Source organism: Nocardioides eburneiflavus (genome assembly GCF_004785795.1).
GTDB classification, from domain to species: domain Bacteria; phylum Actinomycetota; class Actinomycetes; order Propionibacteriales; family Nocardioidaceae; genus Nocardioides; species Nocardioides eburneiflavus.
Map to the genome: position 1 here is coordinate 2,415,645 of NZ_SRRO01000001.1, position 22,961 is coordinate 2,438,605.

Here is a 22,961-nt window from a genome sequence, read left to right on the forward strand (position 1 = left end):
CCGCTCCGCCGTCACGCTCCGCAGGCCGCTCCGCCGGGCCTGCGGTCGGGCGGCGTGGCAGCGCGATCTGCCACCACGACCGGGTGATGATGGGTCGGCCATGACGTCGCTCCTCACCCGACCCGACCACGCGCGCCCCGACGCTGTCCGGCCGCGCCCGCTGGTGCTGATCGCGACGCTCGGCGGGGCGATGGCCGCGCTCGGACCGCTCGTGGTGCTGCTCGCGATCGGGGTGATCGGCTGGTTCGCCACCGACGCGGGCGTGCACGGCGCCCCCCGCGACGGCATGCGGGTCGGCGCGCTGGCCTGGCTGGCCGGCCACGGCTCCGGCCTCACCGTGATGGGCGCCCGGATCACGATCGTGCCGCTCGGCATCACCGCCGTCGCCGCCTGGTCCATGTGGCGCCTCGGGCACCGGGTCGGCGACTCGGTCTCCGGGCACGGGCCGGACGCCGACCGGATCTCCGACGGCGAGCGGGACCTCACGGTGCCCACCGCCGTCGCGCTGTTCCTCGCCGGGTACGCCATGGTGGCCGTCGTGGTCGCGACCCTGGCGGCCGGCACCACCGCCGACCCCTCCCTGCCGCGCGTGCTCGGCGGGACCTTCCTGCTGACCGCCTTCGTGGCGGCCCCCGCGATCGCGATCGGGTCCGGGCGTGCGGCGATCTGGGCGGCGTTCCTCCCGGCCACGGTGCGCGCCGGTGCGGCTGTCGCCGGGACTGTCCTGGCCCGGCTGCTGGTCGTCTCCACGCTGGTCCTCCTGGTCGCGCTGGCCCTCTCCTTCGACGACGCCGCCACCATGACGTCCCGGTTGCACCCCAGCCCCTCCGAGGCCGGGCTCTACGCGCTCGCCAACACCGCCTACCTCCCCAACGCCGCGCTCTTCACCGGCTCCTGGCTGCTCGGCCCGGGCTTCGCCGTCGGCGGCGCGACCCTCGTCTCGCCCGCCGCCGTCGTGCTGGGTCCGCTGCCGGTGGTGCCACTCCTGGCCGCGCTGCCGGCGACCGGCACCCCCGCGGGCTGGGTCGGCGGGCTGATGGCCCTCCCACCGCTCGTCGCGGCGTGGTCCGCCTTCCGGGCGCTGCGCGGCCGACTGCTCACCTGGGACCGGATCCTGCTCGCCGGTTGCGGCGGCGGGCTCGTGGCGGGCTTCGCGTACGCGGTGCTCGCGTCCCTCTCCGGCGGGGCGGCCGGACCGGGGCGGATGCGATTCGTCGGTCCGTTCACCCGCGACGTGCTCGTCCACGCGGTGACCGCCTGCGGCATCGGCGCCCTCCTGGGGGCCTCCGTGCTCGCCGTCCTCGCCTGGCGCTCGACCCGTACGTCCCGCACGGAGGACTGAGGCGTGGGGGCTGGACACAGCCACGGCGACCGTCCCTCGCTGGGGTCCGCGCCGCGGCAGCTGCGGGTGCTGATGGCCCTGCTCGTCGGGCCGCTCGTGCTCGCGACCCTGGTCGGGCTGTTCGTGCTGTGGCCCGACGGCGACCTCCAGGTCAGCGGTCCGGGCGTCGACGTCGAGCGCGGCACCGCCGAGGTGCTGTCGGTCGGACCCTGCCAGCAGGCGCAGGCCGTCGAGGGCTGCCAGCAGGCGGAGGTCGAGCTCCTCAGCGGTCCCGGAGCGCCCGGGACGACGCAGGCGGTGCTGCCCTACGGGTCGCAGGCGCCCGAGGTGGTGCCCGGCGACCGGATCATCGTCTCCTTCGCCGCGGGGGCGCCCGAGGGCGAGCAGTACGCCTTCCAGGACTTCGACCGCGGCCCGCCGCTGCTCGTGCTGACCGTCCTGTTCGCCCTCGGCGTCCTCGCGCTGTCGCGGTGGCGCGGCATCGGCGCGCTCGCCAGCCTGGCGTACTCCCTGGTCCTCATCGCGGTCTTCACCCTCCCGGCGATCATGGAGGGCTCCTCGCCGCTGGCCGTGGCCGTCATCACCGCCGCCGCGATCATGCTCGTCACGCTCTACCTCTCCCACGGCTTCGACGTCCGATCCACCGTCGCGATGCTCGGCACCCTCGTCTCGCTGGTCGTGATCGGTGCGCTCGGGTGGGTGTTCACCCGTGTGGGTCACTTCACGGGCCTGGTCGACGAGGGCAGCCAGTACATCTCCGGCATCGCCGCGCAGGTCGACCTGCGCGGGCTGCTGCTCGCCGGCCTCGTGATCGGCGCGCTCGGCGTGCTCGACGACGTCACGGTCACGCAGACCTGGGCCGTGTGGGAGCTCGCCGACGTCGACCCCGACGCGAGCGTGCGGTCGATCTTCGTGCGCGCGATGCGGATCGGGCGCTCGCACGCCGCCTCGACCGTCAACACGCTCGTCCTGGCCTACGTCGGGGCCACGCTCCCGCTGATGCTGGTCTTCTCGGCGCTGTCGCTGCCCTTCGGGATCGCGGTCAGCCAGGAGGTGGTCGCCCAGGAAGTCGTGCGCGGCCTCGTCGGCGCACTCGGCATCCTCGCCGCGGTCCCGGTGACGACGGGGATCGCCGCCCTGGTCGCCGGGCGGCTGGCCCGCGAACGGACCGCGGACACCGGACCGTCGCACCGCGCCTAGAATCCGACGGTGCCCACCACCGCTCGCCTCGTCGTCCTCGTCTCGGGATCCGGCACCAACCTCCAGGCCTTGGTCGACGCCTGCGCCGACCCGGCGTACGGCGCCCGCATCGTGGCGGTCGGCGCCGACCGCGAGGACATCGAGGGCCTCGCCCGCGCCGAGCGGGCCGGGATCCCGACCTTCGTGCGCCAGGTGTCCGACTTCGAGACCCGCGAGGGCTGGGACGCCGCGCTGGCCACCGTGGTGGAGCGCTTCGAGCCCGACGTCGTGGTCTGTGCCGGATTCATGAAGCTGCTCTCGCAGGACTTCCTCGACCGGTTCCTCACCCTCAACACCCACCCCGCGCTGTGTCCGGCGTTCCCCGGGATGCACGGCCCGCGCGACGCCCTCGAGCACGGCGTCAAGGTCACCGGCGCGACCCTGTTCGTGGTCGACGCCGGCGTCGACACCGGACCGATCGTGGCCCAGGTGCCCGTCGAGGTGGCCGAGGACGACGACGTGGCGTCGCTCCACGAGCGGATCAAGGCCGCCGAGCGCGCGATGCTCGTCGACGCGGTCGGCCGGATCGCCCGCGACGGGATCTCGGTCCAGGGCCGCCGGGTTCGCATCGGCGCCGGTGCTCGGTAGTCTGCGCAGCACACGACTGGCGCAGGTGGGCCACCACCAGGGAGTGACGCGCGAGGGCATCGAACGCCTGGGTGCCCTCGACTCGACCACCGAGCTCGACCTCCGAGGAGTCCCGTGTCCCCCTCCACCGATGACGTCCGCATCCCGATCAGGCGCGCACTCGTCTCCGTCTACGACAAGGCCGGTCTCGACGACCTGGTCCGCGGCCTGCACGAGGCGGGCGTCGAGCTGGTCTCCACCGGCGGCTCCGCCGCGCTGATCGAGTCGCTCGGGCTCCCGGTCACCAGGGTCGAGGACCTCACCGGCTTCCCCGAGTGCCTCGACGGTCGGGTCAAGACGCTGCACCCGCGCGTGCACGCCGGCATCCTCGCCGACCGCCGGCTCGACTCCCACGTCGCGCAGCTCGAGGAGCTCGGCGTGGAGCCCTTCGACCTCGTGGTCAGCAACCTCTACCCGTTCACGCAGACCGTCGCCTCGGGCGCGAGCCCCGACGAGTGCGTGGAGCAGATCGACATCGGCGGTCCGTCGATGGTCCGAGCCGCCGCCAAGAACCACCCCAGCGTCGCGATCGTCACCTCGCCCGCGGCGTACGACTCCGTGCTGGCCGCCGTGGCCGCCGGCGGCTTCACCCTCGCCGAGCGGCAGCGGCTCGCCGCGGAGGCCTTCGTCCACACCGCGACCTACGACGTCCACGTGGCGTCCTGGATGGGCAACGTGCTCACCGACACCAGCGACGGCTCCGGCTTCCCGGCCTGGATGGGCGCGACCTGGGACAAGCAGGCGGTGCTGCGCTACGGCGAGAACCCGCACCAGTCCGCCGCGCTCTACGGCAACGGCTTCCTGCCCGGCGGCCCCGGCCTGGCCCAGGCCACGCAGCACCACGGCAAGGAGATGTCCTACAACAACTACGTCGACGCCGACGCGGCCCGCCGGGCGGCGTACGACTTCGACGAGCCGGCCGTGGCGATCATCAAGCACGCCAACCCGTGCGGCATCGCGGTCGCCGGTGACGTGGCCGAGGCCCACCGCCTGGCCCACGAGTGCGACCCGGTCAGCGCCTTCGGCGGCGTGATCGCGACCAACGTCCCGGTCTCGGTCGCGATGGCCGAGCAGGTCGCGGAGATCTTCACCGAGGTCATCGTGGCGCCGGCTTACGAGGACGGTGCGATCGAGGCGCTGCAGGCCAAGAAGAACATCCGCGTCCTCGAGTGCCCGCCGCTCTCGCGAGGGGGCGGCGACATGCGCGCGATCTCGGGCGGGCTGCTGCTGCAGGAGCGTGACGTGCTCTCCGCCAGGTCCGACGAGGGTGGCGACGACCCGGCCACGTGGACCCTCGCGACCGGCGAGGCCGCGTCCGACGAGGTGCTCGCCGACCTGGCCTTCGCCTGGCGCGCCTGCCGGGCGGTGAAGTCCAACGCGATCCTCCTCGCTTCCGGCGGCGCCTCCGTCGGCGTCGGCATGGGCCAGGTCAACCGCGTCGACTCCTGCCGCCTCGCGGTCGAGCGGGCGGGGGACCGGGCTTCGTCGGCCGTCGCCGCGTCCGACGCGTTCTTCCCGTTCGCCGACGGACCGCAGATCCTCATCGACGCCGGCGTGAGGGCGATCGTCCAGCCGGGCGGCTCCGTACGGGACGCCGAGGTCGTCGCCGCCTGCGAGGCCGCCGGCGTGACGATGTACCTCACCGGCGCGCGGCACTTCTTCCACTAGGGGACGCGCCAGCGGAACCGCGAGTGAGACATGACCGTCATGACCAGCCAGCCCAGCCCCGGACCCGATCCCTAGGATGACCACCGTGACCGCACAGACCCTCGACGGAGCAGCCACGCTGCGGACCATCAAGGCGGAGCTCGCCCAGCGCGTCGCCGCGCTGAAGGAGCGCGGGATCACCCCGGGCCTCGGCACCGTCCTCGTCGGCGACGACCCCGGCTCGCACTGGTACGTCGGCGCCAAGCACAAGGACTGCGCGGAGATCGGCATCACCTCGATCCGCCGCGACCTGCCCGCCACGGCCACCCAGGCCGAGGTCGAGGCGGTCATCGACGAGCTCAACGCCGACGACGCCTGCACCGGCTTCATCGTCCAGCAGCCCACTGGGCTCGACGAGTTCGCGCTGCTCTCGCGCGTCGACCCCGACAAGGACGTCGACGGCCTCCACCCGGTCAACCTCGGCAAGCTCGTGCTGGGGGAGTCCGGCCCGCTGCCGTGCACCCCGGTGGGCGCCATCGAGCTGCTGCGGCGCCACGGCGTGGAGATCGCGGGCGCGGAGGTCGTGGTCGTGGGCCGCGGCATCACCGTCGGCCGCCCGCTCGGGCTGCTGCTGACCCGCCGCTCGGAGAACGCGACCGTGACGCTGTGCCACACCGGCACGCGCGACCTCGCCGCCCACGTGCGCCGCGCCGACATCGTCGTCGCGGCCGCTGGCGTGCCCGGCATCATCACCGCCGACATGGTCAAGCCCGGCGCGGCCGTGCTCGACGTGGGCGTCTCCCGGGTCGAGGGCAAGGTGACCGGCGACGTGCACGCGGACGTGTGGGACGTCGCCGGCTGGGTCTCGCCCAACCCCAAGGGCGTGGGTCCGATGACGCGCGCGATGCTGCTGACCAACATCGTCGAGATCGCCGAGAGGTCCGTCCGGTCCTGACATGACCGACAGCCCCGACCACATCGAGCCGCCCGAGTCAGTCCCTCCGGTCTCCGCCGAGCCGGTCGACCCTGACGAGCCGCGCCGCTATCCCTCCACGATCGGCGGCGCGTTCTACCTGCTCGTGCTCGGCGCCGTCGGCGTCTCGATGGTGGTCGTCGCGCTCGACGAGTGGCGCACCGGAATACGGCTCATGGGAGGGTCGCTGATCGTCGCCGCGGCCGTACGCCTCGTGCTCCGCCGCCGTGACGCCGGCATGCTCGCGGTGCGGCACAAGCTCCTCGACGCGGTGGTGCTCGCCGCGCTCGGCGGGTCGCTGATCTTCCTGGCGGGGTCGATCCCGGACCAGCCGGGCTTCTAGCCGAGTCGGCGCATCCTGACGCCGAAAATGTCATCGAGTCGGCGCATCCTGACGCCTTGATGCGTCAGGATGCGCCGACTCGACGGTGGGAGCGGGCGAGGATGCGCCGACTCGTCAGATCAGGCCGAGCTCCGTGACCGCTTGCCGCTCGTCGGCGAGCTCCGCGGTGGATGCGTCGATGCGGGCGCGGGAGAAGTCGTCGATCTCGAGGCCCTCGACGATCGACCAGTCGCCGCCCGAGGTGGTGACGGGGAACGAGGAGATCAGGCCCTCGGGGACGCCGTACTCGCCGTTGGACACGACGGCCATCGAGACCCAGTCGTCGGCCGCGGAGCCGAACAGCCAGTCGCGGGCGGCGTCGATCGTGGCGGACGCGGCGGACGCGGCCGAGGAGGAGCCGCGGGCGTCGATGATGGCGGCGCCGCGCTTGGCGACGGTCGGGATGAAGTCGTTCTCCAGCCAGGCCTGGTCGCCGACGAGCTCGGCGGCGTTCTGGCCCTTGACCTCGGCGTGGAACAGGTCGGGGTACTGGGTGGCGGAGTGGTTGCCCCAGATCGTCATCTTCTTGATGTCGGTGACGCTGGCGCCGGTCTTGGCGGCGAGCTGGCTGATCGCGCGGTTGTGGTCGAGGCGGGTCAGCGCGGAGAACCGCTCGCGCGGGATGTCGGGGGCGTTGCTCATCGCGATGAGGGCGTTGGTGTTGGCCGGGTTGCCGGTGACACCGATGCGTACGTCGTCGGCGGCGACGGCGTTGAGGGCCTTGCCCTGCGCGGTGAAGATCGCGCCGTTGGCGGACAGCAGGTCGCCGCGCTCCATGCCGGGGCCGCGCGGGCGCGCGCCGACGAGCAGGGCGAGGTTGACGCCGTCGAAGATCTTCTCGGCGTCGGCGCCGATCTCGACGCCGGCGAGGTTCGGGAACGCGCAGTCGTCGAGCTCCATGACGACGCCCTCGAGCGCCTTGAGGGCGGGCTCGATCTCGAGCAGCCGGAGCTCGATGGGGCGGTCCGCGGCCAGCGCACCGCTGGCGAGGCGGAAGAGCAGGCTGTAGCCGATCTGGCCGGCGGCGCCGGTGACGGCCACCTTGAGAGGTTCGGAGGTCACGGTCGTACTCCTCGTGAGGGTGGTGTCGGTTGTCCCGCTGACGCTAGCAGCGGGCCGCGGCTGGCATGCTGGCGCCCATGACGACCGGGCCCGGAGCCGTACGCCGCCCGCGGGCGTCGGCAGCGCTGGTGGCCGGTCTGGTGCTGGGGCTCACCGGGTGCGCCGGCATCGGCCAGCCCGCGCCGTACGACTCGCCGGGCATCAACGGCCTGGTCGTGCCGACGCCCTCGCCCGCGCCGGGCGACTTCGTGGAGGGGGTCGACAACGCGTGGCTCCCGCTCGAGCCGGGGAGCACGGCACGCTTCGACGTCACCGAGGACGGCGTCGACGTGGGACGGATCGAGCGGAAGGTGCTCGCGCGGCCGACGGACGTCGCGGGGTTGTCCGCGACGGGCGTCGCCACGGTCACGGACGTCGGCGGCACCAGCCGCATCACGACCCGCTACTACGCGCAGGACACTGCCGGCAACGTCTGGGTCGTCGGCGCCGACGAGGGGGACGAGGGCAGCGGCGGGTGGCGCGCGGGCGTTGACGGCGCCGAGGCCGGTCTCGCGATGCCCGCCGATCCCCGGCTCGGCGACGGGTGGCTCACGTACGACGTCCCCGGCCTGCCCCGGGCGAGCACGACGATCGAGGACCAGTCGGACACGCTGGTGCAGACACGCGACGAGGCCGACACCACGACTCGTCGCGTGTACGAGAAGGGTGTCGGCCTCGTGGGGATCGAGGACCTCGACGCCGGCTGGACCGCCGAGCTCGCCCGGTCCTGAGTCCCTCGGGCAGCTCGCGGGGTGGCTAGTCGGGGCGGCGCACCTGCGTGCGGCCGTCGTCGTCGCCGTCGGGGTTGCCCCAGTGCCCGGGCGCACTCTGGCCGGGCTGCTGCGGCTGCTGGCCGGGCTGCTGCGGAGCGCCCCACTGGCCGGGCTGCGCCGGGGGCTGCTGCTGCGGCGCGGGCTGCCCCCACTGGCCGGGCTGCGGTGCCGCCTGGGGCGTGGAGTAGGGGTCGGGCTGCTGCTGCGGCGGCGGCTGCTGCTGGTAGGGGTCGGGCTGGCCCCACTGCTGCTGCGGGGGAGCGCCCCACGCGGCGCCGGGCTGGCCCCAGCCGCCCTGCTGGCCCTGGTTCCACTGGGCCTCGTAGGAGCCGGGGACGAACTGGTCCTTCTTGCCACCGCTGAAGTTGAGGCCCGAGCCGGCGACCGGGGCTGCGCCCTGGCCGAAGAGGATCGGGTAGGTGAGGCCGGCGATCGCGGCGCCGAGGAGCGGGGCGACGACGAACAGCCACAGCTGGACGATCGCGTCGGTGCCGGCGAACACGCCGACGCCGATGGAGCGGGCCGGGTTGACCGAGGTGCCGGTCAGCGGGATGGCCACGAAGTGGATCATCGCCAGGGACAGGCCGATGGCCAGCGGGCCGAGGGCGACGTTGATCTCGTTGCGCTCGTCGGTGACCGCCAGGATGATCCACAGGAAGATCGCCGTCAGCAGGATCTCGAGCAGCAGAGCCGCCCACCAGGCGTAGCCGGAGCCCTGGTCGCCGAAGAAGTTCTGGCCCATGTTGCCCTCGGCGGTGAAGCCGTCGAAGCCGTTGCCGAGGCCGAACAGCATCGCGCCGGCGAGGAGACCGCCGAGGAGCTGGGCGGCCATGTAGATGCCGACCTGGTTCCACGGCAGGCGGCCGCCGAGCACGGCGCCGAGCGTGACGGCCGGGTTGAAGTGTCCGCCCGAGATCCGACCGACGGCGTAGGCCATCACCACGACGGTGAGGCCGAAGGTCAGGGCGGTCGCGACCAGGTCGCCGCCGCTGTAGACGGCGGCGCCGCAGCCGAAGAAGACGAGCACGAAGGTGCCCAGCGTCTCGGCGGTGAACTTCTGCCCGGTGGTCGGTGTGTCTTCGACGATGTCGCTCATCGCGAGTCCCCTTCGGAGTCTGGTCGGCCGTACCCCTCGTAGGCCACGGTGAGCCTAGCGGCGCGGCAGGAGGGGTGCGAGGGTAGGCGAGTCGCATCGCTTCCCCGCGTCAGGTATCTTGACGTCAAGAGTTATGCCCGGATCAGATCGCGATCTACAGGAGCTGTCGTACCCATGGCCAAGATCATCTACACCCACACCGACGAGGCGCCGCTGCTGGCGACGTACTCGTTCCTGCCGATCATCGCGGCCTACGCGAAGACCGCCGGTGTGGACGTCGAGACGCGTGACATCTCCCTCGCCGGCCGCGTGATCGCGCAGTTCCCGGACCGTCTCACCGACGAGCAGCGCCTCGGCGACGCCCTCGCCGAGCTCGGCGAGCTCGCCACGAGGCCCGAGGCCAACATCATCAAGCTGCCCAACATCTCCGCCTCGATCCCGCAGCTGAAGGCGACCATCGCCGAGCTCCAGTCGCAGGGCTACGACCTGCCCGACTACCCGGAGAACCCGCAGACCGACGAGGAGCGCGAGACGCGCGCCCGCTACGACAAGGTGAAGGGCTCTGCCGTCAACCCGGTGCTGCGCGAGGGCAACTCCGACCGCCGCGCGCCCGCCTCGGTGAAGAACTACGCGAGGTCCCACCCGCACTCGATGGGCGCCTGGAGCAGCGACTCGAGGACGTCCGTCGCCACGATGGGCCACGACGACTTCCGCAGCAACGAGAAGTCCGTCGTCCTCGACGGCGACGACACCCTCTCGATCGTCCACGTCGGCGGGGACGGTGCCGAGACCGTGCTCAAGGAGGGCCTGAAGGTCCTCGACGGGGAGGTCGTCGACGCCACCTTCATGAGCGCCGCCGCGCTCGACGCCTTCCTCGATGAGCAGGTCGCCAAGGCCAAGGCCGACGGCGTGCTGTTCTCGGCCCACCTCAAGGCCACGATGATGAAGGTCTCCGACCCGATCATCTTCGGCCACGTCGTGCGCGCCTACTTCGCCGACGTCTTCAGCCAGTACGGCGAGCAGCTCGCCGCCGCGGGCCTGTCCGCCAACGACGGCCTCGGCGCCATCCTGTCCGGGCTCGACAAGGTCGAGGGCGGTGCCGAGATCACGGCCGCCTTCGAGAAGGCTCTGGCCGACGGACCGTCGCTCGCCATGGTCGACTCCGACCGCGGCATCACCAACCTCCACGTCCCCTCCGACGTCATCATCGACGCCTCGATGCCGGCGATGATCCGTACGTCCGGCCAGATGTGGAACGCCGACGGCGAGCAGCAGGACACCCTCGCCGTCATCCCGGACTCGTCCTACGCCGGCGTCTACCAGGCGGCGATCGACGACTGCCGCACCCACGGCGCCCTCGACCCGGCCACCATGGGCTCGGTGCCCAACGTGGGCCTGATGGCCAAGGCGGCGGAGGAGTACGGCTCCCACGACAAGACCTTCGAGATCCCCGCGGCGGGCACGGTCGAGGTCCGCAACGCCGCGGGCGAGGTGCTGATGTCGCACGACGTCGAGGCCGGTGACATCTGGCGCGCCTGCCAGACCAAGGACGCCTCGATCCGCGACTGGGTCAAGCTGGCCGTCACCCGCGCCCGCGCGTCCGAGACGCCCGCTGTCTTCTGGCTCGACGAGACCCGCGCCCACGACGCCAACCTGATCGCGCTCGTCACCGAGTACCTGAAGGACCACGACACCGACGGCCTCGACATCTCCGTGATGGCGCCTGCCGAGGCGACGACGTACTCGCTGGAGCGGATCCGCAGGGGCGAGGACACCATCTCGGTGACCGGCAACGTGCTCCGCGACTACAACACCGACCTGTTCCCGATCCTCGAGCTCGGCACCAGCGCCAAGATGCTGTCGATCGTGCCGCTGATGAACGGTGGTGGACTGTTCGAGACCGGCGCCGGCGGCTCGGCGCCCAAGCACGTGCAGCAGCTGGTCAAGGAGAACTACCTCCGCTGGGACAGCCTCGGTGAGTTCTTCGCCCTCGCGGCGTCGCTGGAGCACCTCGCCGGCTACGCCGACAACGCGCGCGCCAAGCTGCTGGGCGACGCCCTCGACCGGGCGACCGAGACCTTCCTCAACGAGGACCGCTCGCCCGGCCGCAAGCTCGGCACGATCGACAACCGCGGGTCGCACTTCTACCTCGCCCTCTACTGGGCCGAGGAGCTGGCGCAGCAGACCGAGGACGCCGACCTCGCCGCCGCGTTCGCAGAGCTCGCGGGCTCGCTCCGCGAGAACGAGCAGACGATCGTCGACGAGCTGCTCGCGGTGCAGGGCAAGCCGGCCGACATCGGCGGCTACTTCCGCCCCGACTCCGAGAAGGCCGCGGCAGTCATGCGGCCGTCCGCCACCTTCAACGAGGCCCTCGCCTCGCTGGGCTGAGTGGCCACGAGCCGAGCGGCCGTCACCATGGTCACGGGGGAGCAGGGGTTGCCGCGGGCGCCCCTGCTCTCCTCGCTCTCCCTGGTCGTCGGCAACCTGCTGCCGATCTGGGCGGTGTGGGCCGGCCACATGTCGGTGGGCGACGTCTTCGTCGTCTACTGGATCGAGAACTTCGCCTACTGGGCGATCACCATCGTCAAGGTGCGCACCGCCCGCGGCGAGCGCGGGCCCGGCTCGGCACGGATGACCCTCAACGGGCGGCCGGTCGGGGAGTCGGACTCCGGGGCGCTGGCGTTCTTCTTCGCCCTCCACTACGGGATCTTCACCCTCGTCCACGGGGTGTTCGCGTTCGTGATGGCGTTCGTCGCCGGCGGTGACCTGCACCCGGGCGCCTGGCTGCTCGCCGGTGTCGCGCTCGGCCTGAGCCACCTCGGCTCCCTGTGGCTCAACTGGTTCGACGGCGGCGAGCGCTGGCGGGTGTCGGCCCCCACCGCGATGTGGCAGCCCTACCCGCGGATGCTCGTGCTCCACGTCGGCATCATCGTCGGCTTCGGCCTGGCGATGGGCTCGGTCGGCTCGTCGGAGGCGCCCAGCGGGCTCGAAGTGCTGGCGCCCGTGCTGCTCCTGCTCGGGCTCAAGACGGTGGTCGACCTCGCCCTGCACCTGTGGGAGCGCCGTCGCGCCCGTCGGTCCGACCCGGTCGGGGCTACGTGATCCCGGCCACGAAACCGGCCGCCACGCCCTCCCGGGGGAACAAACCCCTCACGCCGGCCCTTGCGGCAGGTGATGACGACGACCACCGAGACCGCCCTGCCCGACCGTCCGACGTCCGGTGACCCCGACGTCCCGACGGTGACCGCGCGCCACTTCGGCCTCGCCGTGCTCGCGCTCGCCATGGGCGGCTTCGCCATCGGGACCACCGAGTTCGTCACGATGGGACTGCTGCCGCAGATCGCGAGCGGAGTCGACGTCTCCATCCCGACCGGCGGCCACGTGATCTCGGCCTACGCCGTCGGGGTGGTCGTGGGCGCCCCGGTCCTCGCCTTCCTGGGCGCGCGGCTCCCACGCCGGGCGCTGCTGGTGGCCCTGATGGCGGCCTTCGCGGTCGGCAACGGAGTGAGCGCGCTCTCGTCGTCGTACGAGCAGCTGATGGTGGCGCGCTTCGCCGCGGGGCTGCCGCACGGCGCCTACTTCGGCGTCGCCTCGCTCGTCGCGGCCAGCATGGCGCGGCCCTCGCGCAAGGGGCGCGCAGTCTCGCTGGTCATGCTCGGCCTGTCGGTCGCCAACGTGCTCGGCGTCCCGGCCGCCACCGTCCTCGGGCAGGAGCTCGGGTGGCGAGCCGCCTTCTGGGCGGCCGCCGGGCTCGCCGTGCTCACGCTGGCCCTCGTCGTGTGGTTCGTGCCGTCGGTGCCCGGCGACGCCGCCGCGAGCGGACGCCGCGAGCTGTCCGCCTTCAAGGTCCCGCAGGTCTGGCTCACCCTGCTCGCCGGTGCCGTCGGGTTCGGCGGCATGTTCGCCGTCTACACCTACATCGCGCCCGTCGTCACCGACGTCGCCGGGCTGGGGGAGCGGTCGGTGCCGGTCTACCTGTTCTCGTTCGGCCTCGGCATGGTCGTCGGCACCTGGCTGGCCGGCATCATGGCCGACTGGTCGATCTTCCGCTCGCTGATCATCGGTGGCGTCGGCATGGCCGCCACGATGCTGGCCTTCTGGCTCGCCGCCCCGTACGGGTGGGCCGCGCTCCCGGTCGTCTTCCTCATCACCACCCTCGGCTCGGTGCTCGTCGTGAACCTCCAGCTGCGCCTGATGGACGTCGCCGGCGAGGCCCAGACCCTCGGTGCGGCCATGAACCACGCGTCGCTCAACATCGCCAACGCGCTCGGTGCCTGGCTCGGCGGACTGGTGATCGCAGCCGGCTGGGGCCTGCGCGCGCCCGCCCTCGTCGGCCTCGTCCTGTCGATCGCCGGCGTGGCGATCCTGCTGGTCTCCGCGCGGCTGCACGTTCGCGACCGTGAACCGATCCGGGCCTGAACCCTTCCGATCCGCTTCGATCGTGTTGCCTGGAGTTAACACAGCCGGAACTCCTGTGTAAGCCGCGTTTGTAACGATCAAACCCGCGGGGGTGGACGAACCGCCCGAAGATCATCCGGAGGTGGACTCATGGTGGACGAGAAGAAGATCGAGATGGAGATGGAGCGCCGTCGCTTCCTGGCCGACCGCAACGTCGGCGACGTGGTGAGCCTGCTGGAGCGCCGCCAGGAGCTGCGGGGGATCTACCCGGCCGCCGACCTGGTCGCCGAGAACGTCGGCTGGGTCGTCTGAGACCCGCCGCCCGGGCCGCCGCACGGACGGGTGTCCGGACGCTGCCTGGCCGCTGCGGACCCCCGCCCCGGATCCGGGGCGGGGGTCACGCGTCAGATCAGCCAGCAGTTGCTGAGCTGCGGGATCCCGGCGAACCGCGCCTCGAAGAACGGCAGCGCCTCCGCGACGTGCGGCACCATGCCGCCTACGTGCAGCGGCGCGACGTTGGTGGACAGCCGCACGTTGGCGCCCTTGCCGCACCACGACCTCGCCATCGCCCTGCCCACGGCGTAGGGAATGGTGTCGTCGAGGGTTGAGTGGGTGACCAGGACCGGCACCTGGGGCTCGAGGGTGCCGATCCGCTGGGCGTCGATGACCGACTTGAACGGCTCAACCTTCATCAGTTCCGACATCGGCTGCCCGTTGGCGCTGAGAGTCGAGGACGTCACGAACGCGTTGTCGAGGAGGTCGAAGACGCAGTCCTGCTCCACTGCGCGCATCGTCTCGACGCCCTTGGCGTTGAGGTAGGGCGTCAGGTCGATGTCGTAGCTCGCGGCGAGGCCGCGCAGTGCGAAGAACGCGAACGCCGAGAACGGGCCGCCGTCGAGAGTGGTGGCGACCTTGGCGAGGTCGGCGGGCACGGCTCCGACGACCGCGCCCTTGACCCGGAGGTCGGGCGCGTACGTCGAGGCCAGCTCGACCGCCGCCGCCGCCGCGCCGCCGCCCTGCGAGTAGCCCATCAGGCCGACCGGGCTGGTCGAGCTCAGCCCGGTGCCGGAGAGCCGCTGCGCGGCGCGTACGACGTCGAGCGTGGCGCGGCCCTGGGACACACGGTCCATGTAGGTGTGGATCCCGACGGTGCCGAGGCCCTCGTAGTCGGGCATCGCCACGGCGTACCCGCGCAGCAGCAGCGCCTCGATTCCGATGCCCTCGTACTCGATGCCCTCGGAGAACTGCCGCGACGGCGCGCACCGGTCCGCCATCCCCTGGGTGCCGGGGGAGTAGCCGATGACGGGGCGCGAGCCGAGCCCGACCCACGGGGCGTGGGGGACCAGCACGGTCCCGGAGACCGCGATGGCCTTGCCGGTGCGGTTGGTGGTCTTGTAGAGCACGCGCTGTGCGTTGCGGACCAGGCTGGTGGCGTCGAGCGGGTCGAGCAGGAAGGTCATCTTCTCGCTGCGGATGACCGTGCCGTTGGCGCTCGGCAGGGCGGCGGGCGTCTCGTAGAAGGCCGGCCGGGGCGGCTCGTCGACGGCGGCCTGCGCCGGCGACGTGGTGATCGCCACGAGGGCGAACGTGGTGGTGAGTGCGGTGCTGAGCAGGGTGGAGAGTGTTGCCCGAAATGTCATGTGGTGCCCTCCTCGGCCGGACCGCCCGACCGACTCCGCGAAACCTACTGGTGAGTCACATCACGCGACCACTGTGACGTCCGTCACAACGACGCAGCCTCGAGGGCTCCGGGACGTACGGGCGTGGGACCGCGCGCGGACCCGTCCGGGGGCGGTGAGAGACTGGCGCCATGTCGACGTCGCCCGTCTCGCGCCCGCGGGTCCTGTCCGGTATCCAGCCGACAGCGGACTCGTTCCACCTCGGGAACTACCTCGGCGCGCTGCGGCAGTGGGTGTCGCTCCAGGAAGACTTCGAGCCCTTCTACTTCATTGCCGACCTGCACTCGATCACGGTCGAGCAGGACCCCAAGGTGCTCCGCGAGCGCACCCTCGTCTCGGCCGCGCAGCTCGTCGCGGCCGGCGTCGACCCGCAGCGCGCCACGATCTTCGTGCAGAGCCAGGTGCCGGCGCACACCCAGGCCGGCTGGGTCCTGCAGTGCCTCACCGGCTTCGGCGAGGCCCGGCGGATGACCCAGTTCAAGGACAAGTCCGCCAAGAGCGGTGAGGGTGCGGCCAGCGTCGGGCTGTTCACCTACCCGATCCTCCAGGCGGCCGACATCCTTCTCTACCGGCCGCAGTACGTCCCGGTCGGCGAGGACCAGCGCCAGCACCTCGAGCTGACCCGCGACCTGGCGAACCGCTTCAACCACCGCTACAAGAAGACCTTCCGGCCGCCCGAGCCCTACATCCTCGAGTCCACCGCGAAGATCTACGACCTCCAGGTCCCCGAGAAGCAGATGTCGAAGTCCATCGGCGGCCAGGGCTGCGTGTGGATCCTCGACGACTCCAAGGTGGTGACCAAGAAGTTCCGCTCGGCCGTCACCGACTCGGAGACCGAGATCCGCTTCGACCGCGAGGCCAAGCCCGGCGTCAGCAACCTGCTCTCGATCCACTCCGCGCTGTCCGGGGAGAAGGTCGAGGCGCTGGAGAGCGCCTTCGAGGGTCGTGGCTACGGCGACCTCAAGTCCGAGGTCGCCGATGTCGTGCTGGAGACGCTGACGCCGCTGCGCGAGCGCACGCGCCAGCTGCTCGAGGACCGCACCGAGCTCGAGCGCATCCTCCGCGAGGGGACCGAGCGTGCGGGAGCGGTGGCCGAGGCGACGTTGCGCGACGTCTACGACCGGGTCGGCTTCCTGCCCGCGACTCGCTAGGGTCGAGTGGTGCCCACCATCGGAGTAGCCATCGCCATTCCCGAGCCCTGGGCGAGCGAGCTCCAGGACTACCGCACCAGCGTCGGTGACACGACCGCGACGCAGATCCCCACGCACATCACGCTGATCCCGCCTGCCGAGGTGGAGGAGGACGAGCTGCCCGCGGTGACCGACCACCTCGCCGGCGCGGCGGCCACCGTGGAGCCCTTCGACATCCACCTGCGCGGCACCGGCACGTTCCGGCCGGTCTCGCCGGTCGTCTTCGTGACGCTGGCCGAGGGCATCTCGCACTGCGAGCTGCTTGCCGACGCCGTACGCCAGGGCCCGCTCGCGGTGGACCTCGACTTCCCCTACCACCCCCACGTGACGATCGCCCACCACCTCGACGACCCGACGCTCGACCGGGCGTTCGACGAGCTGGCCACCTTCGAGTGCCGCTTCGCCGTGGACGCGTTCAGCCTCTACGTCCACGACAGCGACACCGGCTGGCAGCCCACGCACGAGTACGGGCTGGGCTGACATGTCCTTCGTCTCGGGCCTGAAGGACCGCGTGGAGCTCGTGCGCGAGCGTCGACCGCTCGTCGACCACGTCGTGCGCACGGTCGAGCACTACGGCAACGTCAACGGCAGCGCCCTCGCCGCCGCGGTGACCTACTTCGCCTTCCTCTCCTTCTTCCCCATCCTGGCCCTGTCCTTCGCCGTGATCGGCTTCGTCTCCCGGGCCTACGAGAACGCCGACGAGGACCTCGAGACCGCGATCGACGGCGTGCTGCCGGGCATCATCGGCAACGGCCCTGGCGAGCTGCCCCTGTCGACGTTCCAGGACAACGCACCGGGCATCCTCAGCGTCGGCATCCTGCTCGCCCTCTACTCCGGCCTCGGCTGGCTCTCGGGCATGCGTACTGCCCTGGTGGCCGTGTTCGAGGAGCCCGAGCGCGAGCAGCCCAGCTTCGTCGTCGGCAAGCTGCGCGACCTGCTCGCCCTGCTCATCCTCGGCTCGGTGCTCGTCGTCAGCGTGGCGGTCTCCGGCATCGCGACGAAGGTCGCCACCCCCATCCTGGACCTCGTCGGGCTGGGCGCCGGCGCGGAGCCGCTCCTGTGGGTCTTCGCCCTGCTCCTCGGCCTGGCGGCGAGCGCCCTGCTGTTCTTCGCCTTCTTCCGGCTCCTCGCCACCCCCGACGTGCCGAGCCGGTCGCTGTGGTCCGGCGCCGTCCTCGGCGCCGTGGTGTTCGAGCTGCTCAAGCAGCTGTCCACCATCCTGCTGCAGGGCACGCGCGAGCAGCCCGCGGTCCAGGCGTTCGGCATCGCCCTGATCCTGCTCGTGTGGATCAACTACTTCTCGCGGGTCGTCGTCCTGGCCGCCGCGTGGGCGCACACCTCGCCCGAGGCCCGCGCGATCCGTGAGGCGCGCACGGTCGCCGACCAGATGCCCGAGGGCCCGCGGATCGACCTCGCCGCCGCGGCGCGCGCCGGCGTACGCCCGGCTGCCGCCGCTGCCGGTCCCGCCTCCTCGCCGATGGCCGCCTTCGCCGCGGGCGCCGCCTCCATGCTCGGCCTCGTCGCGCTCGTCGCGCTCGTCCGCCGGCGCCGCTGACTGCCCGCCGCTGAGCGGCGTCTGAGCCACATTTCGCCCCGCTGCATGTGGCTGCGCCACCGCCTCCGGGCATTGTCGCGCGTGTCGCCTCTCGGAGCGGTGCGAGCGCCGCATTCGGCGAATCAGGAATGTGGATGGCGCACCGCTCCTCGGGGTCCCAGCGGCGACTCGAACGGGACTGGCGCGGGCCAATGATCATCCACAGGCGCCCTTCTGGTGGGTGATTCCACAGGTCTGCCGCCGGAGGCGGGCGCGATCAGCTCGGGCATGGCGCGATGGAGTCATGCATCACGTCGCTCCCGAGCTCCTGCGCCGACCGATCACCCGCGCCCGCGCACGTGCGGTCGGGCTGACCGCCCGCGTGCTCGAAGGCGTGCAGTTCCGACGCCTCCATCAGGGCGTGTACGTCCACAGGAGCCACGAGATGACGTGGACCGACCACGTGGAGGCAGCTCGACTGGCGTTGCCGGCCACGGCGCGTACGACCGGAGTGACCCGGCTGCGTCAGCTCGGGCTCGACGTCGGCTCGGCGTTCCCGCTGCATTTCGTCGTCGAGGGCGACCACCACCTCGTGCTCGATGGCGTGTTCCTCCACCGCACCGTGAAGATGCCGCCGTGCGATGACGTGGGCACCACCGTCGAGGCCGCCTTCGTGGCCTTCTGCGCGGAGGCCCGGCTCATCGATGCGATCGGGCTCGGGAGCTACCTGCTGCACAAGGAGTGGCTCGACGTCGCCCTGCTCGACCAGATCCTGTGCGAGGAGAAGTGGCGCCGCGGAGTGCCGGAGACCACGTACGTCCTGCCGCACCTCGAGGGGCGCTGCCGATCCATCCCTGAGGCAGAGCTGTTCGCGTACGTGGTCTTCGCCATGCTGCCCGTGCCGGACGTCAACCGGGCGATCGAGCTTCGTACGGGAGTCGAGCTCACGCCGGACCTGTGGTTCGAGGACTACGGACTCGCGGTCGAGTACGAGGGAAGCCACCACCAGGATGATCGCGCCCAGTACAACGCCGACATCGACCGCTACTCGCTCTACCGCCGACACGACGTGCCCTACGAGCAGGTCACCAAGGAGCGGATGCGATCACCCAGGGCGACGGTCAGGCTGGTTCACACCGCGCTCGTGGCGACGGGGTACGACGGGCCGCCACCGGACTTCGGAGAGCAGTGGGAGTCGCTGTTCCAGCCACTCTCCGACCTCGTACGGCGCAGTCGCGCGGCGTGATCTGCCCAGCGGCGCCCCTGCCACATCCCGAGCGCCCCGAATGTGGCTGTGGCACCGCTCTCCGGAGAGCCCTCGGGTGTCCGCGCCGAAGCGGTGCGCGACCCACATTCGACGCTCGTGGAATGTGGCTGGCGCACCGCTCTCGGGTCGCGACAGCGGGATGCGGACGTCAGCGGTCAGTGACCGTGCTTGATCGAGGTGCGCAGGTCCTTGTTGAGCTGCGAGATCACGTCGAGCGGGATCTCCTTGGGGCAGGCCGCGGTGCAGGCGCCGATGTTGGTGCAGCCGCCGAAGCCCTCGTGGTCGTGCTGGGCGACCATGTTGACCACGCGGCTGTCGCGCTCGGGCTGGCCCTGGGGGAGCTCGCCGAGGTGGGTGATCTTGGCACCCATGAAGAGCGAGGCCGAGCCGTTGGGGCACGCCGCGACGCAGGCACCGCAGCCGATGCAGGTGGCGACGTTGAAGGCGCGCAGCGCGTCGTCACGCGGGACGGGCACCGAGTGGGCCTCGGGGGCCGAGCCGGTGTTGACCGAGATGTAGCCGCCCTGCTGGATGATGCGGTCGAAGGCGCTGCGGTCGACGACGAGGTCCTTGATGACCGGGAACGCGTCGGAGCGCCACGGCTCGACGGTGATCGTCTCGCCGTTCTTGAACGAGCGCATGTGCAGCTGGCAGGTCGTGGTGACCTCCGGGCCGTGCGCGTCGCCGTTGATCATCAGCCCGCACATGCCGCAGATGCCCTCGCGACAGTCGGAGTCGAACGCGATGGGCTCCTCGCCCTGCTCGTTGAGCTGCTCGTTGAGCACGTCGAGCATCTCGAGGAACGACATGTCGGGGGACACGTCGGCGAGCTGGTAGGTGTGCATCGCCCCGGCGGACGAGGCGTCCGGCTGGCGCCAGATCTTGAGGGTCAGGTTCATGCTCACTTGTAGCTCCGCTGCTTCATCTCGATGGCGGTGTACGTCAGGTCTTCCTTGTGCAGGACGGGGATGGAGTCCTCGCCGGCCCACTCCCACGCAGCGACGTACGCGAACTCGTCGTCGTGGCGCAGCGCCTCGCCGTCCTCGGTCTGCGACTCGCCACGGAAGTGGCCGCCGCAGGACTCGCGCCGGTTGAGGGCGTCGATGCACATCAGCTCGCCGAGCTCGAAGAAGTCGGCCACGCGGCCGGCCTTCTCCAGCGACTGGTTGAGCGTCTCGGCGCCGCCGAGGACCTTCACGTTGCGGTAGAAGTCGTCCTTGAGCGAACGGATCAGGTCGATCGCCTTCTTCAGCCCGGTCTCCGTGCGCTCCATGCCGCAGTACTCCCACATGATGTTGCCGAGCTCGCGGTGGTAGGAGTCGACGCTGCGGGTGCCGTTGACGGACAGGAAGTGGTCGATGCGCGCCTTGACCGACTCGCGCGCCTCGACGACGGCCGGGTGGTCCTCGGTGATCTCCTCGAACGGCCCGTCCGCGAGGTAGTCGCGGATGGTGTGCGGGAGCACGAAGTAGCCGTCGGCCAGGCCCTGCATCAGCGCGGACGCGCCGAGGCGGTTGGCGCCGTGGTCGGAGAAGTTGGCCTCGCCGGTGACGAACAGGCCCGGGATCGTGGACTGGAGGTCGTAGTCGACCCACAGGCCGCCCATGACGTAGTGCACGGCGGGGTAGATCCGCATCGGGACCTCGAACGGGTTCTCGCCCGTGATCCGCTCGTACATGTCGAAGAGGTTGTCGTACTTCTCGGTGATGCCCTTCTCGCCCAGCCGCTCGATGGCGGCGGAGAAGTCGAGGTAGACACCACGGCGTACGCCGTCGACCTCCGGGCCCACGCCGCGACCCTCGTCGCAGACGTTCTTGGCCGCACGCGAGGCGATGTCGCGGGGGACCAGGTTGCCGAAGGAGGGGTAGATCCGCTCCAGGTAGTAGTCGCGGTCCTCCTCGGGGATGTCGCGCGGGTCCTTGTCGCAGTCGGCCTGGTTCTTCGGGACCCAGATCCGGCCGTCGTTGCGCAGCGACTCCGACATCAGCGTCAGCTTGGACTGGTGCGAGCCCGAGACCGGGATGCAGGTCGGGTGGATCTGCGTGTAGCAGGGGTTGGCCATGTAGGCGCCCTTGCGGTGCGCGCGCCAGGCGGCGGTGACGTTGCAGCCCATCGCGTTGGTCGACAGGTAGAACACGTTGCCGTAGCCGCCGGAGGCGAGCACGACGACGTCGGCCACGTGGGTCTGCACCTCACCGGTGACCATGTCGCGCGCGACGATGCCGCGGGCTCGCTCCTGCCCGGTGCCGTCGTCGACGGTGATCAGCTCGAGCATCTCGTGGCGGGTATACGTCTCCACCGTGCCGGCCGCGACCTGCCGCTCGAGGGCCTGGTACGCGCCGATGAGCAGCTGCTGGCCGGTCTGGCCGCGGGCGTAGAACGTGCGGGACACCTGCACGCCGCCGAAGGAGCGGTTGTCGAGCAGGCCGCCGTACTCGCGGGCGAACGGGACGCCCTGCGCGACGCACTGGTCGATGATGTTGGTGCTGACCTCGGCCAGCCGGTAGACGTTGGACTCGCGCGAGCGGTAGTCGCCGCCCTTGACCGTGTCGTAGAAGAGGCGGTGGACGGAGTCGCCGTCCTCCTTGTAATTCTTCGCGGCGTTGATGCCGCCCTGCGCGGCGATCGAGTGGGCGCGCCGCGGGGAGTCCTGGTAGCAGAAGGACTTCACCCGGTAGCCGGCCTCGCCGAGCGTGGCCGCGGCCGACGCGCCGGCCAGGCCGGTGCCGACGATGATGATGGAGAGCTTGCGCCGGTTGGCCGGGTTGACGAGGCGGGCCTCGAACTTGCGCGTCTGCCACCGCTCGGCGATCGGTGCGTCGGGCGCCTTGGTGTCGACCAGCGGGGCACCGGGGGTGTAGTAGCCCGCGGCGTCGTCGTAGTCGCCGTCGAGCGACCCGCTGACCGAGGCCTCCGCCGCGCTGACGGTGTCGGGCATGTCCATGTCGTGGCTGTCGTGGCTCACTGTGCGGTGACCCCTTACTTGGTGATGATGCCGGCCAGGACGGCGAGCGGGACGAGGGAGAAGCCGACCGAGACGATCAGCGCCATGACGAAGCCGAACGTCTTGGCCCGCTGGCGCTTGGCCGCGGTGCCGGTCCAGCCGAGCGTCTGTGCGGCGCTCCAGATGCCGTGGTGGAGGTGGGCGCCGAGGGCGAGCATCGCGACGATGTAGATCACCGTCATCCACCAGACGTCGAAGGTGTCGACCATCAGGTCGTAGGGGTCGTTCGTCGCGCCGCCCTGCGGGTTGACCTTGACGACGGTGAAGTTGAGCAGGTGCCAGACCAGGAAGACCAGGATCGTCACCCCGCCCCAGCGCATCATCAGGCTCGCGCGGGTGGCGCCGGTGTCCTTCTTGACCACGTACTTCGTGGTGCGGGCGCGAGCGGCACGCCGCCACAGCACGACGGCGCAGTAGACGTGCACCACCAGCGACAGGATGAGGCCGAGCCGCAGGATCCAGAGCGCACCCTCGTGCGGCAGCATCGGCTCGCCGAGCTCGCGGAGGTGGTGGGCGTACTCGTTGAACGCGTCGTGGCCGGCGAACGCCTTGAGGTTGCCGTACATGTGGGCGAGCACGAAGCCGAGGAAGATGAAGCCGCTGACCGCCATGCCGAGCTTGAGGGCGATCGTCGTGCGCATGGCCCGCGCACCCTTCACGAGCCGGGGGGGAGTGAGTTGGGTCGTCACCCCGTCACGGTATCGCGGGT

Annotated in this window: 21 protein-coding genes and 1 riboswitch; of the genes, 15 read left to right on the forward strand and 6 right to left on the reverse strand. The window is 71.3% G+C overall.

The features are described 5' to 3' along the window. The first annotated feature begins 100 nt into the window (after window positions 1-100). The 6 genes from EXE59_RS11315 (at window position 101) to EXE59_RS11340 (ending at window position 6,171) form a co-directional block, all read left to right on the forward strand. Window positions 101-1,342 carry a cell division protein PerM gene (locus tag EXE59_RS11315; RefSeq protein WP_135838995.1) on the forward strand — a complete coding sequence of 414 codons (1,242 nt, stop codon included), beginning with the start codon at window positions 101-103 and terminating at the stop codon, window positions 1,340-1,342. 3 nt (window positions 1,343-1,345) lie between these two features. Next, on the forward strand, window positions 1,346-2,542 hold the full coding sequence (locus EXE59_RS11320; protein ID WP_135838996.1) for a YibE/F family protein: 1,197 nt from the start codon (window positions 1,346-1,348) through the stop codon (window positions 2,540-2,542). A 9-nt stretch (window positions 2,543-2,551) separates the two neighbouring features. Then, window positions 2,552-3,169 carry a phosphoribosylglycinamide formyltransferase gene (gene purN / locus EXE59_RS11325; RefSeq protein ID WP_135838997.1) on the forward strand — a complete coding sequence of 206 codons (618 nt, stop codon included), beginning with the start codon at window positions 2,552-2,554 and terminating at the stop codon, window positions 3,167-3,169. Window positions 3,170-3,171: 2 nt separating this feature from the next. Beyond that, a riboswitch (ZMP/ZTP riboswitch) is annotated at window positions 3,172-3,249 on the forward strand. Window positions 3,250-3,283: 34 nt separating this feature from the next. Then, window positions 3,284-4,876: a bifunctional phosphoribosylaminoimidazolecarboxamide formyltransferase/IMP cyclohydrolase gene (purH, locus tag EXE59_RS11330; protein ID WP_135838998.1), complete on the forward strand. Its 1,593-nt coding sequence runs from the start codon at window positions 3,284-3,286 to the stop codon at window positions 4,874-4,876. 85 nt (window positions 4,877-4,961) lie between these two features. Further along, window positions 4,962-5,810 carry a bifunctional methylenetetrahydrofolate dehydrogenase/methenyltetrahydrofolate cyclohydrolase gene (locus tag EXE59_RS11335; RefSeq protein ID WP_135838999.1) on the forward strand — a complete coding sequence of 283 codons (849 nt, stop codon included), beginning with the start codon at window positions 4,962-4,964 and terminating at the stop codon, window positions 5,808-5,810. A 1-nt stretch (window position 5,811) separates the two neighbouring features. Continuing rightward, the gene (locus EXE59_RS11340) at window positions 5,812-6,171 is read left to right on the forward strand and encodes a DUF3017 domain-containing protein (protein ID WP_135839000.1); all 360 of its coding nucleotides are present in this window, start codon (window positions 5,812-5,814) and stop codon (window positions 6,169-6,171) included. A 114-nt stretch (window positions 6,172-6,285) separates the two neighbouring features. Here EXE59_RS11340 and EXE59_RS11345 read toward each other — a convergent pair whose 3' ends face one another. Beyond that, window positions 6,286-7,272, reverse strand: a complete 987-nt coding sequence (locus EXE59_RS11345) for a malate dehydrogenase (protein WP_135839001.1) — start codon at window positions 7,270-7,272, stop codon at window positions 6,286-6,288. A gap of 77 nt (window positions 7,273-7,349) precedes the next feature. On the opposite strand from EXE59_RS11345, the gene EXE59_RS11350 reads away from it, so the two are divergent. Further along, window positions 7,350-8,042, forward strand: a complete 693-nt coding sequence (locus EXE59_RS11350) for a hypothetical protein (RefSeq protein WP_135839002.1) — start codon at window positions 7,350-7,352, stop codon at window positions 8,040-8,042. Window positions 8,043-8,067: 25 nt separating this feature from the next. Here the strand turns inward: EXE59_RS11350 and EXE59_RS23755 are convergent, their stop codons facing one another. Continuing rightward, window positions 8,068-9,180: an MIP family channel protein gene (locus EXE59_RS23755; protein ID WP_135839003.1), complete on the reverse strand. Its 1,113-nt coding sequence runs from the start codon at window positions 9,178-9,180 to the stop codon at window positions 8,068-8,070. 174 nt (window positions 9,181-9,354) lie between these two features. On the opposite strand from EXE59_RS23755, the gene EXE59_RS11360 reads away from it, so the two are divergent. The 4 genes from EXE59_RS11360 (at window position 9,355) to EXE59_RS23760 (ending at window position 13,890) form a co-directional block, all read left to right on the forward strand. Beyond that, window positions 9,355-11,568 (forward strand): NADP-dependent isocitrate dehydrogenase, encoded by a 2,214-nt coding sequence (locus EXE59_RS11360; protein ID WP_135839004.1) that lies wholly within the window; start codon window positions 9,355-9,357, stop codon window positions 11,566-11,568. After that, a complete protein-coding gene (locus EXE59_RS11365) occupies window positions 11,569-12,282 on the forward strand; it encodes a DUF6498-containing protein (RefSeq protein WP_135839005.1) in 714 nt (237 codons plus the stop codon). A 72-nt stretch (window positions 12,283-12,354) separates the two neighbouring features. Next, window positions 12,355-13,599, forward strand: coding sequence for an MFS transporter (locus EXE59_RS11370; protein ID WP_135839006.1), 1,245 nt, complete (start codon window positions 12,355-12,357; stop codon window positions 13,597-13,599). Window positions 13,600-13,728: 129 nt separating this feature from the next. After that, a complete protein-coding gene (locus EXE59_RS23760) occupies window positions 13,729-13,890 on the forward strand; it encodes a hypothetical protein (RefSeq protein ID WP_168218488.1) in 162 nt (53 codons plus the stop codon). A 92-nt stretch (window positions 13,891-13,982) separates the two neighbouring features. Here the strand turns inward: EXE59_RS23760 and EXE59_RS11375 are convergent, their stop codons facing one another. Further along, window positions 13,983-15,218: a lipase family protein gene (locus EXE59_RS11375; protein ID WP_135839007.1), complete on the reverse strand. Its 1,236-nt coding sequence runs from the start codon at window positions 15,216-15,218 to the stop codon at window positions 13,983-13,985. Window positions 15,219-15,388: 170 nt separating this feature from the next. On the opposite strand from EXE59_RS11375, the gene trpS reads away from it, so the two are divergent. The 4 genes from trpS (at window position 15,389) to EXE59_RS11395 (ending at window position 19,227) form a co-directional block, all read left to right on the forward strand. Further along, window positions 15,389-16,408: a tryptophan--tRNA ligase gene (gene trpS, locus EXE59_RS11380; protein WP_135839008.1), complete on the forward strand. Its 1,020-nt coding sequence runs from the start codon at window positions 15,389-15,391 to the stop codon at window positions 16,406-16,408. 9 nt (window positions 16,409-16,417) lie between these two features. Then, window positions 16,418-16,927: a 2'-5' RNA ligase family protein gene (locus tag EXE59_RS11385; protein ID WP_135839009.1), complete on the forward strand. Its 510-nt coding sequence runs from the start codon at window positions 16,418-16,420 to the stop codon at window positions 16,925-16,927. 1 nt (window position 16,928) lies between these two features. Beyond that, window positions 16,929-18,002, forward strand: a complete 1,074-nt coding sequence (locus EXE59_RS11390) for a YihY/virulence factor BrkB family protein (RefSeq protein WP_135839010.1) — start codon at window positions 16,929-16,931, stop codon at window positions 18,000-18,002. A 283-nt stretch (window positions 18,003-18,285) separates the two neighbouring features. Further along, window positions 18,286-19,227 carry a hypothetical protein gene (locus tag EXE59_RS11395; RefSeq protein ID WP_135839011.1) on the forward strand — a complete coding sequence of 314 codons (942 nt, stop codon included), beginning with the start codon at window positions 18,286-18,288 and terminating at the stop codon, window positions 19,225-19,227. Between the two features lie 176 nt (window positions 19,228-19,403). Here EXE59_RS11395 and EXE59_RS11400 read toward each other — a convergent pair whose 3' ends face one another. Genes EXE59_RS11400 through EXE59_RS11410 form a run of 3 tightly spaced genes read right to left on the reverse strand, consistent with a single transcriptional unit; the run spans window position 19,404 to window position 22,893 of the window. Next, window positions 19,404-20,147 carry a succinate dehydrogenase/fumarate reductase iron-sulfur subunit gene (locus tag EXE59_RS11400; protein ID WP_135839012.1) on the reverse strand — a complete coding sequence of 248 codons (744 nt, stop codon included), beginning with the start codon at window positions 20,145-20,147 and terminating at the stop codon, window positions 19,404-19,406. A 2-nt stretch (window positions 20,148-20,149) separates the two neighbouring features. Continuing rightward, window positions 20,150-22,186, reverse strand: coding sequence for a fumarate reductase/succinate dehydrogenase flavoprotein subunit (locus EXE59_RS11405; protein WP_135841248.1), 2,037 nt, complete (start codon window positions 22,184-22,186; stop codon window positions 20,150-20,152). A 41-nt stretch (window positions 22,187-22,227) separates the two neighbouring features. Then, window positions 22,228-22,893 (reverse strand): succinate dehydrogenase cytochrome b subunit, encoded by a 666-nt coding sequence (locus EXE59_RS11410; RefSeq protein WP_135839013.1) that lies wholly within the window; start codon window positions 22,891-22,893, stop codon window positions 22,228-22,230. Between the last annotated feature and the right edge of the window lie 68 nt (window positions 22,894-22,961).

Excerpts from the sequence above, each read along its gene's own strand:
- EXE59_RS11375 (WP_135839007.1), bottom strand. The coding sequence starts at position 15,218 with ATGACATTTCGGGCAACACTCTCCACCCTGCTCAGCACCGCACTCACC.
- EXE59_RS11350 (WP_135839002.1), top strand. The coding sequence starts at position 7,350 with ATGACGACCGGGCCCGGAGCCGTACGCCGCCCGCGGGCGTCGGCAGCG.
- EXE59_RS11395 (WP_135839011.1), top strand. The coding sequence starts at position 18,286 with ATGCATCACGTCGCTCCCGAGCTCCTGCGCCGACCGATCACCCGCGCC.
- EXE59_RS11410 (WP_135839013.1), bottom strand. The coding sequence starts at position 22,893 with ATGCGCACGACGATCGCCCTCAAGCTCGGCATGGCGGTCAGCGGCTTC.
- trpS (WP_135839008.1), top strand. The coding sequence starts at position 15,389 with ATGTCGACGTCGCCCGTCTCGCGCCCGCGGGTCCTGTCCGGTATCCAG.
- EXE59_RS11360 (WP_135839004.1), top strand. The coding sequence starts at position 9,355 with ATGGCCAAGATCATCTACACCCACACCGACGAGGCGCCGCTGCTGGCG.
- EXE59_RS11340 (WP_135839000.1), top strand. The coding sequence starts at position 5,812 with ATGACCGACAGCCCCGACCACATCGAGCCGCCCGAGTCAGTCCCTCCG.
- EXE59_RS11400 (WP_135839012.1), bottom strand. The coding sequence starts at position 20,147 with ATGAACCTGACCCTCAAGATCTGGCGCCAGCCGGACGCCTCGTCCGCC.
- EXE59_RS11315 (WP_135838995.1), top strand. The coding sequence starts at position 101 with ATGACGTCGCTCCTCACCCGACCCGACCACGCGCGCCCCGACGCTGTC.
- EXE59_RS11405 (WP_135841248.1), bottom strand. The coding sequence starts at position 22,186 with ATGCCCGACACCGTCAGCGCGGCGGAGGCCTCGGTCAGCGGGTCGCTC.
- EXE59_RS11370 (WP_135839006.1), top strand. The coding sequence starts at position 12,355 with ATGACGACGACCACCGAGACCGCCCTGCCCGACCGTCCGACGTCCGGT.
- EXE59_RS11390 (WP_135839010.1), top strand. The coding sequence starts at position 16,929 with ATGTCCTTCGTCTCGGGCCTGAAGGACCGCGTGGAGCTCGTGCGCGAG.
- EXE59_RS23760 (WP_168218488.1), top strand. The coding sequence starts at position 13,729 with ATGGTGGACGAGAAGAAGATCGAGATGGAGATGGAGCGCCGTCGCTTC.
- EXE59_RS23755 (WP_135839003.1), bottom strand. The coding sequence starts at position 9,180 with ATGAGCGACATCGTCGAAGACACACCGACCACCGGGCAGAAGTTCACC.